General features: G+C 61.5%; 10 protein-coding genes. 6 read left to right on the forward strand and 4 right to left on the reverse strand.

Translation table 11 applies throughout. The features are described from left to right. Window positions 1-32: 32 nt before the first annotated feature. The gene (senA, locus tag ACZ5SR_RS01120) at window positions 33-1,304 is read right to left on the reverse strand and encodes a selenoneine synthase SenA (protein WP_464449756.1); all 1,272 of its coding nucleotides are present in this window, start codon (window positions 1,302-1,304) and stop codon (window positions 33-35) included. Between the two features lie 13 nt (window positions 1,305-1,317). Here senA and senB point away from each other — a divergent pair, with 13 nt between their 5' ends. The 6 genes from senB to ACZ5SR_RS01150 all read left to right on the forward strand — a co-directional run bounded on the left by senB (window position 1,318) and on the right by ACZ5SR_RS01150 (window position 8,716). Next, window positions 1,318-2,292 carry a selenoneine biosynthesis selenosugar synthase SenB gene (senB, locus tag ACZ5SR_RS01125; protein WP_464449757.1) on the forward strand — a complete coding sequence of 325 codons (975 nt, stop codon included), beginning with the start codon at window positions 1,318-1,320 and terminating at the stop codon, window positions 2,290-2,292. Further along, window positions 2,292-4,658 (forward strand): selenide, water dikinase SelD, encoded by a 2,367-nt coding sequence (gene selD, locus ACZ5SR_RS01130; RefSeq protein ID WP_464449758.1) that lies wholly within the window; start codon window positions 2,292-2,294, stop codon window positions 4,656-4,658. Before senB ends, selD begins: the two co-directional genes overlap by 1 nt. Window positions 4,659-4,688: 30 nt before the next feature. After that, complete coding sequence (locus ACZ5SR_RS01135) at window positions 4,689-5,369, forward strand: cupin domain-containing protein (protein ID WP_464449759.1); 681 nt, start codon at window positions 4,689-4,691, stop codon at window positions 5,367-5,369. A gap of 29 nt (window positions 5,370-5,398) precedes the next feature. Further along, window positions 5,399-6,595: a CaiB/BaiF CoA transferase family protein gene (locus tag ACZ5SR_RS01140; protein WP_464449760.1), complete on the forward strand. Its 1,197-nt coding sequence runs from the start codon at window positions 5,399-5,401 to the stop codon at window positions 6,593-6,595. Window positions 6,596-6,760: 165 nt separating this feature from the next. Continuing rightward, window positions 6,761-7,606, forward strand: coding sequence for a hypothetical protein (locus tag ACZ5SR_RS01145; protein WP_464449761.1), 846 nt, complete (start codon window positions 6,761-6,763; stop codon window positions 7,604-7,606). 129 nt (window positions 7,607-7,735) lie between these two features. Continuing rightward, window positions 7,736-8,716 (forward strand): tripartite tricarboxylate transporter substrate-binding protein, encoded by a 981-nt coding sequence (locus ACZ5SR_RS01150; protein ID WP_464449762.1) that lies wholly within the window; start codon window positions 7,736-7,738, stop codon window positions 8,714-8,716. 16 nt (window positions 8,717-8,732) lie between these two features. Here ACZ5SR_RS01150 and ACZ5SR_RS01155 read toward each other — a convergent pair whose 3' ends face one another. The 3 genes from ACZ5SR_RS01155 to ACZ5SR_RS01165 form a co-directional block, all read right to left on the reverse strand. Next, complete coding sequence (locus tag ACZ5SR_RS01155; protein WP_464449763.1) at window positions 8,733-9,482, reverse strand: DUF3047 domain-containing protein; 750 nt, start codon at window positions 9,480-9,482, stop codon at window positions 8,733-8,735. A 25-nt stretch (window positions 9,483-9,507) separates the two neighbouring features. Then, a complete protein-coding gene (locus tag ACZ5SR_RS01160; RefSeq protein WP_464449764.1) occupies window positions 9,508-11,673 on the reverse strand; it encodes an FAD-dependent oxidoreductase in 2,166 nt (721 codons plus the stop codon). Between the two features lie 115 nt (window positions 11,674-11,788). Further along, entirely contained in the window at window positions 11,789-13,234 is a 1,446-nt protein-coding gene (locus tag ACZ5SR_RS01165) for a Fic family protein (RefSeq protein ID WP_464451131.1), read from the reverse strand. Window positions 13,235-13,655: the final 421 nt, after the last annotated feature.

A 13,655-nucleotide genomic window follows, 5' to 3' on the forward strand; every position in this document is an offset into this window, starting at 1 on the left:
GCGCTCAGCGCTGATTCATTCCCCAGTCACGCTCAACACGCCATGCCCAGAGCCACCGAGCGAAATCCGGCCAAGATGTCACGCCGCTCGGGCACAAAGAAGTTGCGGTAACGCACATCGACCACATGCGTTGAGGTGGCAGCGCAGGCCCCTCGCAACACGCGGTGGTGGTGCCACCAAGGCGCTGAATAATCTCGGTAGGGGTGCACCTCAAAACCCGGATAAGGCGCAAATTGGCTGGCCGTCCACTCCCAGACTTGGCCCCATTCAAAGTCGGGCTGCTGCGCCGCGCATTCCCATTCGGCCTCGGTGGGCAAGCGCCTGCCTGCCCATTCGCACCAAGCCTGCGCATCGAACGCATTCAGGTGCACCGCGGCAGCCTGCAGGTCCAGCGCCTGCCACTGGCCAAAGCGTTGCACTTGCCACACCCCTTGCGTGCAGCGCACATGTGGGGGCAAGGCGTGCCCCGTGGCTTGCACAAAAGGCAGGTAACGCGCCCAGGTCACGGCTGCCGCATCGATCTCGAAAGCGGCCAGCGACTGCGCATGGGCCTGACGCTCATTGTCAAAAGCGAAGCCTGGCCCCTGATGGCCCAGCGTGTAAACCTGCGCAGGCACCAGGATGCCCCCAGAACGAGCTGATGGTGTTTGAGTGGCCGCATCACCGAATGCGGGTTCGCGCCAGCACAAGGCAGGTGGCAAATTCAGCCCCAGGTCTTGGGCCATATAGACCGAGGCTTCGTTGTGCATGTCTTCGTGCTGCAGCACCAAACGCCAAAAATACAGGTCTTCGTCGCTCACGCCTTGACCGGCATCTTGGGCTGCTTGCAGGTGCTCCAAACTGCGCTGCAAGACTTGCGCCAAATAGGCTTGCGTTCCGGCCAGACCCGGCAAAGGCAGCGCCCAGCGGCTGCCATGCGCGACCTCGCTGGAGTTGTAGAGCACATCGGCATCGGGCAGCAGCGAGGCGTCAAAGTCCGCGCCGCTGCTGGCACTGCGGGTGCCCAGCTGGCGCTGGCGGTTGCGCACTGTCCACCATTCCTGAAACCAGGCGATGTGGCCCCACTCCCACAGCGGTGGGTTCATGCCAGGCAAGGGCGGCACCGACAGATCGGGCATGACGTTTTGCCAAGCCTGCATCAAGCCCAGCGTGCGCTCACGGGTACGCTGCAAGGCCTGGGCCAAAGCCCCCGGATCGGCCGTGCGCACGGCGCTGTGCACCGGCCCCAGGCAGTGAGAAAAAGACACGCCATAGGATGCACTTGGACCTGTCTGCCCTGCCCCCGCCGTGGTACTGCCATTCATGTATAAACCGCCCATGCAAAAACTTCGAGTGGTGATTGTCAGCCCCGCCTTGTCAGACGCCAACAACGGCAACTGGCAAACCGCGCGCCGCTGGCAACACCTGTTGTCTGCGCATTCTGCCCGCATCGTGCGCCAATGGCCCGACGCGCAGGCCGGCGGTGACGATGTCATGCTGGCCCTGCACGCCCGCCGCTCGGCCGACTCGGTGCAAGCATGGCACGCCCAACACGGCCAGCGCGGTTTGGGCGTGGTGCTGACCGGCACCGACCTCTACCGCGACATCGGGCACGACCCGCAGGCGCAGCGCTCTCTGGCGCTGGCGCATTCGCTGGTGGTCTTGCAAGGCCTGGGGGTGCGCAGCCTGCCGCGCCAGCACCAGGCCAAGGCCCGTGTGATCTTTCAGTCAAGCAGCACGCGCCAGACCCTGAACAAAACCACGCGCCACTTGCGCGTGGTGATGGTGGGTCATTTGCGAGAAGAAAAAGACCCGCTCACCCTCATGGCTGCGGCACGCCTGTTGCCACCAGACGCGGGTGTGCGCATTGACCACATTGGTGCAGCGCTCGACCCGGCGCTGGGCCAAGCCGCACTGGCCACGCAGCTGGCGTGTCCACATTACCACTGGTTGGGGTCTTTGCCCCACGCGCAAACCCTGCAGCGCATCCAGCGCGCGCACCTGCTGGTGCACTGCAGTCGCATGGAAGGCGGCGCACATGTGCTGATGGAGGCCGTTTGCAGCGGCACGCCTGTGTTGGCCTCGCGCATCGACGGCAATGTGGGGCTTTTGGGCGAAGATTACGAAGGCTTGTTCGAGCCAGGCGATGCGCAGGCGCTGGCCCATTTTTTACGGGCATGCAGAACGCCGCAAAACGGACACAGCCTAGTGGCACACTTGAGGCATCAGTGCGCCTTGCGCGCACCCTTGTTTGAACCTCAGGCCGAACGTGCCGCCTTGCACCAATGGGTGCAAGACCTCTGGACACATTGATGAAACCATCTGATCAACCCGTGATGCGCGACCTGGTGCTGATCGGCGGCGGCCACAGCCATGTGGGCGTGCTGCGCATGTTCGCCATGAAGCCCGAGCCTGGCGTTCGCATCACGGTGATCTGCACCGACATTGACACGCCTTATTCGGGCATGTTGCCGGGCTACATTTCGGGCCATTACAGCTTTGACGAAGTGCACATCGACCTGGGCCGCTTGTGCGCCTTTGCGGGTGCGCGGCTGTACCACGATGCCGTGGTCGGCATCGACCGCAAAACGCAAACTGTCATTTGCAAGAACCGCCCACCTGTGGCCTACGACCTGTTGTCCATCAACATTGGCTCAACCCCTCAGGTGCAGCAAGTAGAGGGCGCGCAAACGCTGGCCGTTCCGGTCAAGCCGATTGCACAGTTCAACCAGCGTTGGTTGGCCCTGCTGGACAAAGCGCGCCAATGGCCTACGCACCGCGGCCGCATGACGATCGCGGTGGTGGGCGGTGGCGCAGGGGGCGTGGAACTTTTACTGTCCATGCAATACCGTTTGCGCAACGAGCTAAAAGCTTTGGGGCGCAGCCCCGAAGACCTGAAATTTGTTCTGCTGAGCTCAGGCGAAACCATCTTGCCCACGCACAACCCCGGCGTTCGGGCGCGGTTTGCCAAAGTTCTGCAAGAGCGCAATGTCGAGGTGCACACCCAGGCCGAGGTGGTCCAGGTCTCGCCCGGCTGCCTGCACACGCGTGACGGTCGCACCTTCGATGCGGACGAAACCATGTGGGTCACCCAGGCCGGTGGCCCTGCCTGGTTGCAAAGCACGGGTCTGGCGCTCGACAAACAAGGCTTCATTCTGGTGCACCCCCAGCTGCAAACCCTGAATGACCCGCTGGTGTTCGCAGCGGGCGACATTGCTTCATTTGTAGAGCGCCCGCTGGAAAAAGCAGGCGTGTTTGCCGTGCGCATGGCCAAGCCTTTGGCCGAGAATTTGCGACGCAGTTTGCGCGGCCAAAAGCTGGTGGACTACAAGCCGCAACACCACTGGCTGGCCCTGATCTCGACCGGCAACCGCTTTGCTGTGGCTTCGCGTGGTTCATTGGGCTTTGCTGGGGCCTGGGTCTGGCGCTGGAAAGACCGCATCGACCGAGAATTCATGCGCCGCTTCACCGAGTTCCCAGCCATGCAGCAGGCAGGCGTGCCCGCCACCCCCGGAGCCCAAATGCGCGAAGCCTTGCAGGCCATGGGCCAACTCCTCAAGGACATCCAGGCACAAGGCAAGGCCCCCACCACGCGGCTGAATTTGACATCCGAAGAATCGCTGCAAGCCATCTCGGCCATCGCCATGCGTTGCGGAGGCTGCGGCGCCAAAGTCGGCTCCAACATTTTGTCCCGCGCCTTGGGTCAATTGAAGCCGGTGGAGCGGCCCGATGTGCTGATCGGTTTGCATTCACCAGACGATGCGGCTGTCGTGCGCGTGCCGCCGGGTATGGCCGTGGTGCAGACGGTGGATTTTTTCCGGGCCTTCATCGACGACCCTTATGTATTTGGCAAAGTGGCCGCAAACCACGCGCTGGGCGATGTGTTTGCCATGGGGGGCGAGCCCCAAACAGCCACCGCCGTGGTCACCGTGCCGCCGGGCCTGGAGAGCAAGGTCGAAGACCTGTTAACCCAAATGATGGGCGGCGCCATCGAGGTGCTGAACGCCGCAGGCTGCGCCTTGGTAGGCGGGCACACGGGCGAAGGTGCGGAGCTGGCCTTGGGCTTTGCCATCAACGGCTTGATCGATGAAAAGATAGACAGCGTCATGCGCAAAGGCGGTATGCAGCCGGGCGATGTGCTGCTGCTGACCAAGCCCATTGGCACCGGTACCTTGTTTGCCGCGCACGCACGCTACGCCGCCAAAGGCCGCTGGATCGATGCGGCGCTGCAGTCGATGGTGCTGTCTAACCAAAAGGGTGCTGACATTTTGCGCACCCACGGCGCCACCGCCTGCACCGACCTGACCGGTTTTGGCCTCCTGGGCCACCTGGTGGAAATGACGCGCCCCTCGGGCGTCGACGCTGAACTGCAAATGAGCACCCTGCCCCTGCTGGATGGCGCGGTGGACTGCGTTCAGGCGGGCATCGTCAGCTCTTTGCAGCCCGCCAATGTGCGCCTGCGCCGCGCCCTGCGCAACGCCGACGAGTTCGTGGGCGACCCGCGCTACCCCTTGTTGTTCGACCCACAAACTGCAGGTGGCCTCTTGGCCAGCGTGCCCGCAGCGCAAGCGGCAGCTTGTGTGCAGGCGCTCAAGGCGGCAGGCTATGTGCACACCGCCATCATCGGCCGCATCACCGCACAAGGCGAGGCCATCGAGCCGGTGCTGCTGAAAACCTGAACGCCTTAACGCCTCCAACGCCTGCCATTCATGACCACCGAACACCTCACGCACCCCATCACGCTGAATGCCGACCTGACCCAGCGCTGCATCATCCACAGCCCCTCGCTCGATTGGGTGAACTCACCTGCTTCAGGTGTTTCGCGGCGCATGCTGGAGCGCGATGGCGGCGAGGTGGCCCGCGCCACGTCCATCGTGCGTTACGCGCCGGGCTCGGCCTTTGCCAGCCACACACACGGCGGCGGTGAAGAAATTCTGGTGCTCGAAGGCACGCTGCACGACGAGCATGGCGTGTATGGCCCCGGCACCTACATCAAGAACCCAGTGGGCAGCGCGCACGCACCGTCCTCACCCGAGGGCTGCACCCTGTTTGTAAAGCTGCGCCATCTGGATGCGCGTGACGACGAGCGTTTGGTCATCGACACGCGCCGCAGCGAATGGCGTCAGGGCATGGTCGAGGGCCTGAAGGTCTTGCCATTGAACACCTTTGAGACCCAAAACACCGCCTTGGTGCGCTGGGCACCCCAAACGTTTTTCAACCCGCACCGGCATTGGGGCGGCGAGGAAATCTTGGTGGTCGAAGGCGTGTTCTCTGACGAGCACGGCGACTACCCTGCAGGCAGCTGGCTGCGCAGCCCCCACATGAGCCAGCACCAACCCTTCAGCCGCGAGGGTTGTTTGATTCTGGTGAAAACCGGTCACCTGGTGTAACCATCTGACGGACTCACACGCACCACACCATGCCCAACGTTGCCGCATCCAAGTCCGGAACCCGTCCCCTCGACCACATCACCGTGGTGTCTTTGGAGCACGCGATTGCCGCTCCTTTTTGCACTCGCCAACTGGCCGATCTGGGCGCGCGTGTCATCAAGGTCGAGCGGCCCGGTGCTGGCGACTTTGCACGCGCTTACGACCAGCGGGCACGCGGGCTGTCCTCGCACTTTGTGTGGGTCAACCGCTCTAAAGAAAGTTTGGCGCTGGACCTCAAAGAGCCCACGCACCTGGCTGCGCTCAAAACCCTGTTGGCCAAAGCCGATGTGCTGGTGCAAAACCTGGCGCCCGGTGCCACCGCCCGCATGGGGCTCGATGCGGTCACCCTGCGCGCGCAGCACCCGCGCCTGATCGTGTGTGACATCTCGGGCTATGGCGGCGACGGCCCCTACCGCGACAAGAAGGCCTATGACCTACTGATCCAAAGTGAAGCTGGTTATCTGAGCGTGACCGGCACGCCCGAGCAACCCAGCAAAAGCGGCAACTCGATTGCCGACATTGCCGCTGGCATGTACGCCTACAGCAGCATCTTGGCGGCCCTGCTGCAACGCGACAAAACAGGCGAGGGCTCGCACATTGATGTGTCCATGCTCGAAGCGCTGAGCGAGTGGATGGGCTTTCCGATGTATTACGCGATGGACGGCGCAACGCCGCCACCTCGTAACGCTGCGGCCCATGCCACGATTTACCCCTACGGTCCGTTTCAGGTGGGCAGCCAGCTGGGCACTGCTGGCGAGCACATCGGCACCGTCATGCTGGGCCTGCAAAACGAGCGCGAATGGGTGCTGTTTTGTGAGCACGTTTTGCTTCAAACCGCACTGGCCAACGATCCGCGTTTTGACAGCAACGCCCACCGCAACGAACACCGTTTGGCCCTGCAAACGATCATCCTCGACACTTTTGCCACGCTGACCTTGGCGCAGGTGACCGAGCGGCTGGACACGGCGCAAATTGCCAACGCCCGCATGAACACCATGGCCGACTTGTGGGCTCACCCGCAACTGCAGGCCCGCCAACGCTGGACCCATGTGGGCTCCCCCGCTGGCCCCTTGCCCGCCTTGTTGCCACCGGGCAGGCAAAGTGCATTTGACTACCGCATGGACGCCATTCCCCGAGTGGGAGAACACACCGAGGCCATTTTGAAAGAGCTGGGCCTCCAGCTGTAAGACCACCATCGCCGGGTTGCGCTTGGGTTGTTCCATGCCGCTCAGAACGCTTGTCCCTGCCTTCAGAATTCAAGAAAGCTCGGGCGATGCCGATGCTCAGATGTGGCTTTCTCTTTTCTTGGATGCACCGTGCCTGCAATATTCATAAAAAACTGGCGTTTTACCTTGATCGGCCTCGTCACAACGGTGCTGACTGTTCATGCGCCTGCCCATGCACAGGGCCGGGCCGGGGGATGCCTGGTTGCCGAATTCAGGTCACTGGCCTTGCTGACCCACGATGTGTCCGAGCGCATTACCAAAGTAAACGCATGGCTGAAACAAAAAGGCCCCAATTGCTCGCAGGCGCAATTGGCGGCCATCGCATCCAACCGCGCCACTTGGTTGGGCACAGCTGACACGATTGAAGTGGCGGGCAATGTGGATGGCTTGATCGAAGCCAAGATTGCCAACGACCCCGACATGATGGCAGCCATGTACACCTCCAAAGGCAAGGAGGCCCGTGCGTCTGTGGAAGTGACGCAACCACCGCCCGCACCTGCACCTGTGGTGACACCTCCGGCTGGCCTGCAGGCACCCACTGCCAATGGCAACAACGTATCTCAGCCCGTCATTGTGCAAGCGCCTTTGGGGGCGCCGCCAGACAAACCCGAAGTGCCTGACGCCTTTTTTGGTCGACGCCAAAAGGATCAGATTCTGGCTTACTACGAAGAAGAACGAGGCAATGGAGAATGCCCGAAGGGCATGATCAAACGTGGCAACAAGTGCGAGTCCCGGATCAAAGAGCGAGATTGGAAACTCCGCCAGCCTCTGCCGAACTCCGAAAGACCCGAGGACTTGCCCACACCACTTTTGCTCAGGCTGGGGCCGCCTGCAGCTGAGCACCAGTACAAACGTGTTGGTTTCGATATCCTGATGTTGAAGGGGCCGCAAAACATCGTGACCGATGCGGTGCTGGACCTCGGCGGCATCAAGCCCAAAGAAGACAAAAAAGAAGAGCCGCCCAAAAACTGACGCGTGAGGTGAACTTTTCAGTGCACCCAGTTCAGCCCTGTGTCAGTGAATACCCTCTGTGGACAGGCGACTTGAAGTGCTTCAATCTTGGAGTTTCTTTCCATTCCACGACTTGAGGAGTTTCGATCCATGACCACCCGTCGCCAATTGATGCAAGGCGCTGCTGCCAGCATGCTGGGCTTGGCCCATTTGCCCAACTTTGCGCAAACTCGCCTGGAAAATCTGCGCATCATTGTGGGCTTTCCGCCCGGTGGCACGACCGATGCCTTTGCCCGCCGGATCGCAGAGAAGATGCGAGGCACTTACGCCAACAACGTCATCGTGGACAACAAACCCGGCGCTGGCGGTCAGATCGGCGTCACCACCTTGAAGTCTGCAGCGGCTGACGGCGCACACATCCTGTATTCGCCCGCGTCCATGCTGACGATTTACCCGCACTCTTACACCCGGCTCAATTACGCGCAGTCCGATGTGACTCCCATCGGCATTGGGCACTCGACTGACCACGCTTTTGTGGTCGGACCTGCTGTGCCCGATTCGGTCAAAAACATCAAGGACTTCGTCGAATGGGCCAAAGCCAATCCAGGCAAAGCCAGCATCGGCAATCCTGCTGCGGGCTCCATGCCGCACTTGTTGGCGGGTCGCTTGGCCATGTTGGGCGGTTTCCAAATCACCAACATTCCTTTCGCAGGTTCTGGCCCCGCCATTCCGCAAGTCATGGGTGGGCAGCTCGCGGGCATGTCATCGCCACTGGGCGATTGGGTGCAACACCACAAAGGCGGCAAGATCCGAATTCTGGCCACCTCCGGCCCCGATCGTGCGGTTTTCACGCCCGATGTGGCCACTTACCGCGAGCAAGGCTTTGGCGAATTGCAGGTGCGTGAATGGTTCGGTTTCTTCGCGCCTGCAGGGGTCAGCGATGCGGTCAAGCAAAACCTCAATGCGGCGCTGCGTCAGGCCATGGGCCAGCAAGACATCCGTGATTTTGTGACCCCCTTGGCCGCTAACCTCGAAGCCAGCACCACCGCCGAACACACACGCCGCTTGGCCGATGACTCGGAAATGGCGCGCCGTTTGGTGACAGCCCTCGCCTTCAAGGCCGACTCTTAAGCGTCCAGCGCACCCGCTAAGGTTGCCAGCCCATCGCACCGACCCAGCCCGCACTGCGGCTACCGGTGTTGTCGCTGTCGGCACCGATCAGCACGGCGCGCACTGGCGGCACGGCTGCGCCTTGGGGCAGCTCGTCGGCAAACAGCTGCGCAAAGTCGGCGGCCACGTCGCGTGATTCGGTTTGCCACTGGGCCACGCTCGCGCCTTGGCCTTGCAGCGTGATGTAACGCACCCGTGCGGTGTAGGGGTTGGCCCCGCGCAATCCCGCTGGGTGCACGCTGTCCCACACGTAGCACAACGTGGCCGCTGGCAAGTCTTCGCCGCTCACGCTGCGCGCAATGCGCAGCTTGGTGCGCTCCACAAAGGGCACACGCGCCAAAGGGTGGTCAAACATCACACACACTTTGAGGGCCGCGTCGTCACCGGCTTTGGTCTGAATGTCGGCCACGCCTTGGCCGCCTGTCAAAGCTTGGTCGAGTCGCCAGCGCCACTGCAAACGGCCCGCTGGCGTGCGGGGCAAGTCGTGCACCAGCGTACCGTAAGAAGCTTGTGTGCTGACCTTGATGGCCCGTTCGCCCTGCACGGTGGCTACTTCAAAGCGGGTCAGGGGAATGTTGGCACTGGCCTTGGGGAAACCCACCACGCGCCAAGGTGCAGCTGCTTGCGTGCCCTCTGCAGGGATGAGCGGCGAAAGGGTTGTGGCTTGGGCATTCAGGGCCGTGCACAACACGAAGGCCAGGCCCGCTGCTTTGAGACTGTTGGGCATTGCTGTTGGTTTGAGCGCAAGCATCTCACTCGCCCCGCTTCCACGCGTGGTACTTCTTGACCCACGCCAGCAAGCGTTGTGGCGCGTGCGCCCGCTTCCATTCGCCCGCCGCGTATTTGTTGGCTTCGGCCATGGTGGGGTAGGTGTGGATGGTGCCCAAGATCTTGTTCAGGCCCAAGCCGTGCTTCATGGCCAGCACGTACTCGGCCAACAAATCTGCCGCGTGGGCACCGACGATGGTCACGCCCAAAATTTTGTCTTTGCCCGGTACGGTGAGCACCTTCACAAACCCGTGCGCTTCGCTGTCTGCAATCGCGCGGTCGAGGTCGTCGATGTTGTACTTCGTCACTTCGTACGGGATGTTTTTCTCTTTCGCTTCTTGCTCGTTCAGGCCCACACGCGCCACCTCGGGGTCGATGAAGGTCGCCCACGGGATGACCGAGTAATCGGCCTTGAACAACTTCCACTCGCCAAACAGCGCGTTGACGGCCGCGTACCAAGCTTGGTGCGCGGCGGTGTGCGTGAACTGGAAAGGACCCGCCACATCGCCTGCGGCGTAGATGTTGGGGTAGATGGTTTGCAGGTACTCGTTGGTCTCGACGGTGCGGTGCGTGGGGATGCCCAAGTCCTCCAAACCATAACCCTGCAAACGCGCCACGCGGCCCACCGCGCACAGCAGCTGGTCAAACACGATGCGCTTCTCAGTGCCGTTGTGTTCTACCACCAAGGTCTTTTCGCCGTCCACCAGTTCGCAGCGCAGCGCCTTGTGCCCGGTGAGCACTTGCACGCCGTCGGCCTCCAGCGAGGCTTTGGCGAGTTCGCTCACCTCCGCGTCTTCGCGCACCATGATGCGAGCGCCCATTTCCACTTGCGTGACGTGTGAACCCAGTCGCGCAAAGCTTTGCGCCAACTCGCAGCCAATCGGCCCGCCGCCCAGCACCACCAAACGCTTGGGCACTTCATCGAGCTTGGCAAATTCGTCCCACAGCGTGTCGCTGGTCACGTAGCCCACGTCGTCCAAGCCGGGCAGGGGTGGCACAAAGGGGCGGGCGCCGGCGGCGATCACGATGCTGCGGGCGGTCAGGCTTTGGGTGCCGCCGCCGTTGAGCGCGATCTCCACCGTCCACGGGTTTATCAACTTGCCGTAACCCTGCAGCACCTCCACACCCAAGCCGGTGTAACGCTCGATGCTGTCGTGAGGTTCGATGGCGGCAATCACGTTGTGCACCCGCTGCATCACCGCTTTGAAGCTGAAGCTCGGAGCCGAGTCGCTCAGGCCGTAGTTCGACGCGTGGCGCATTTGGTGCGCGAGCTTGGCGCTTTTGATCAGTGCTTTGCTGGGCACGCAGCCGTAGTTCAAGCAGTCGCCGCCCATCTTGTGCGCCTCGATCAGCGTGACCTTGGCCTTGACGGCTGCCGCGATGTAGGCGCTGACCAAACCGCCCGCGCCGCCGCCGATGACGATCAGGTTGCGGTCAAAAGTCTTGGGGCGTTGGTCGGCCCAGCGGGCATAGACTTTGCGCTTTTGCACAGCGGCCACGATGCGTCGTGCGATCAGCGGGAAGATGCCCAGCAGCACAAAACTGCCCAAAAGCGCGGGGCTCAAAATGCCTTGCACCGAATCGAGCTGCGCCAGCTGCGTGCCCGCGTTCACATACACCGCCGTGCCCGCCAGCATGCCGATTTGGCTGACCCAGTAATACGTCCACACCTTCATGCGCGTGAGACCCATGAGCAGGTTGATCAAGAAGAACGGCACGACCGGAATCAGCCGCAAAGTGAAGAGGTAAAAACCGCCCTCGCGGTTCACACCCGCGTTGATGTCGGCCAAGCGCTGACCAAAGCGTGTCTCCACCCAATCGCGCAACAAAAAGCGCGATGCCAAAAACGCCAAGGTCGCGCCCACGGTGGACGCAAACGACACGATCAACAAGCCCTGCCACAAGCCAAAAATGGCCCCACCGGCCAAGGTGATGACCACGGCCCCCGGAATGGACAGCGCTGTCGCCAGCACATAGATCAGGAAATACACCGCCGCCACGGTGAACGGCTGCTCGGCGTGCAGCTGCGCAAAACTGGCCTGACTGGCTTTGAGCTGCTCAAAGCTCAAGAAGCGACCCAAGTCCAGCGCGACAAAGGCACCGATGGCCAGCGCCAGCAGGAGCAGCAAAACAATTTGACGAAGGCGCATGAAAGGGGAACTCCTGAGAAAGCAATAACGTGTCAGATCGAATCAGATCGGAGCCATCAAAGACAGTGAACCATAACGCCGATCGTCTTGCAGTTCGTTGCGACTTGACAGAAAGTTACAGGTGATCGTCGCCACCCGAACAAGCCAACTGCCAAGCCAGGTATTCAGAGCGACGCAACCGGTAACGGGCCACGCTGCCTTCGTGCAACTGGTGCAGCGCCTCGGCCAGCAGGTGGGTGAACGCGTCCTGGTCGGCTGCGGGCACTTGCATGCGCGCCACCACAAGGGCCAGCACGTCAGGGCTGGGCGCTTGCAGGCCCTTGACCACCGCCTGCACGGCCTGAATCAGCTCCCCGCGGTATTTGATTTTGAGGGGGTTCGGCTCGACCATTATTTGGGTGATGGCCAGATAACGCTGGCACGAACGCTCATACGCCCACTCAAACACGTCGCGCAACAAATCGACCTCGTTGAGTTCGTACACGCCCAAAGTGCCTTCGATGTAAGCCCGCTCGGGCACGTCGATGAACGACAAGGGGCACAGGTTGTGCTGGATCAGCGGCAGGTTGGCACCAATGCGCGACACGCGTTTGTTCACATCTTCAAACGGCTGCAAATACGGCAGCTGCACCATGAGGAAAAACGCCTGCTCAAACGGATCGGGAATGGCTCCGGCTTTGCTCAGCAGCAGCTCAAAACAGTCCTCAATCACCTGGGGCATGGCGACGGGGTGAAACACCGTGCCCGAAATCTCCACTGAGCGCCGACGCAGCCTGCCACTGGCCTGCGGGTCGCGCATCAAATCTTGCGACAACACGGCATGCAGATTTTTGAACGTGAAGGCATCAAAGCCCACCTCGTCGGTGTCCTCGATCAGCATCTCGATGGCGGCTTTGTGGTTCAGGATCATCTGCGTTTCGATGGCGTCCTTGCCCTGCGCGGCCTGCCCATGCTCGATCAGGTTTTGCGTGTCCAGGCGGCTGTAGGTGTTGCCCTCCAGCCGCGATGAAGCCCACGACAAATCCACCAACAAACGGCTCAAGATGTCGCGGGCGTAGGTGCCTGCGGGTCGTTCGTTGGCGGGTGTACGGCCCATCTCGTGCAACTGGCTTCGCAGTGCAGCTGGCAAATAAAACGTGACACCCGGCTGATACGCCTCCAAAAATTCACGCCGATAACCCACCGGGCGGCGGTGCATCAACGGCTGACGGACCCGCTCACGGATGCTGGCACCCGCTGGCGAAACCGGCAGATCGGGCTCCGCCTCGGCCACCCCAACAGGTTGCATGACGCCTCGGTCACCGCCCCCACCCGCAATCTGTGCCCAAGCCAGCGCCAGCGCCACCGGCTTGTAGACCAGCGCAATGCTTTGCCCCTCTGACGCGATTCGCTTTGCATCCATGAGTTTGAGCAAGCGGCGCTGCAAAGTGCGGCGGTTCAGCGACCCGCCCTGACGCTGCGCCATGGCCAGCTCGATCTCGGCAATGCCGATCCCGCCGGGGTGCGCGGCCACGATGGATTCGATCAGTTGCAATTCGTCGGCGGGGGTGATGCGGGGCATGGGGTGGCCTTTTCGGGCAATTTGTCGCACTCAACGGGTTAAGCGCGGCTTAGAGCGACAGTATTTCGGTTAATTATGTCGCTCAATGTGTCGCGCTTGCAAGTGGTAGTGTCGTGCAACTTGGCAATTGTGGCGCTTTGCACGCATCTTTCTCCGCAATCGCGCGTACCCGTTTGTGCTTGGGGTGGATTGGGAGCTGGTAAGGATTGATTGCGCAAAGATTTTTGTAGCTAATTTTTCGTATTTATTTGGGTATAGTTGGGCGCTTCATGCCTGCTGCGCTGGATGTTGCGGGAGGGAAGTTGCAAGGAATTGGATGCTGGGTTTGGGCTTCAAATTTGTATATGCACGAACATACCGCGCATAGCCTGAACCGCATGGCGCAGTCCGCTTGCAATGATTTCGACAAAAAGATGTATTG

The organism is Limnohabitans sp. TEGF002 (genome assembly GCF_055395845.1).

What these genes read in the sequence shown, in the direction of transcription:
- senA (WP_464449756.1), bottom strand. Translation starts at nt 1,304, where the DNA reads ATGAATGGCAGTACCACGGCGGGGGCAGGGCAGACAGGTCCAAGTGCA.
- senB (WP_464449757.1), top strand. Translation starts at nt 1,318, where the DNA reads ATGCAAAAACTTCGAGTGGTGATTGTCAGCCCCGCCTTGTCAGACGCC.
- selD (WP_464449758.1), top strand. Translation starts at nt 2,292, where the DNA reads ATGAAACCATCTGATCAACCCGTGATGCGCGACCTGGTGCTGATCGGC.
- ACZ5SR_RS01135 (WP_464449759.1), top strand. Translation starts at nt 4,689, where the DNA reads ATGACCACCGAACACCTCACGCACCCCATCACGCTGAATGCCGACCTG.
- ACZ5SR_RS01140 (WP_464449760.1), top strand. Translation starts at nt 5,399, where the DNA reads ATGCCCAACGTTGCCGCATCCAAGTCCGGAACCCGTCCCCTCGACCAC.
- ACZ5SR_RS01150 (WP_464449762.1), top strand. Translation starts at nt 7,736, where the DNA reads ATGACCACCCGTCGCCAATTGATGCAAGGCGCTGCTGCCAGCATGCTG.
- ACZ5SR_RS01155 (WP_464449763.1), bottom strand. Translation starts at nt 9,482, where the DNA reads ATGCCCAACAGTCTCAAAGCAGCGGGCCTGGCCTTCGTGTTGTGCACG.
- ACZ5SR_RS01160 (WP_464449764.1), bottom strand. Translation starts at nt 11,673, where the DNA reads ATGCGCCTTCGTCAAATTGTTTTGCTGCTCCTGCTGGCGCTGGCCATC.
- ACZ5SR_RS01165 (WP_464451131.1), bottom strand. Translation starts at nt 13,234, where the DNA reads ATGCCCCGCATCACCCCCGCCGACGAATTGCAACTGATCGAATCCATC.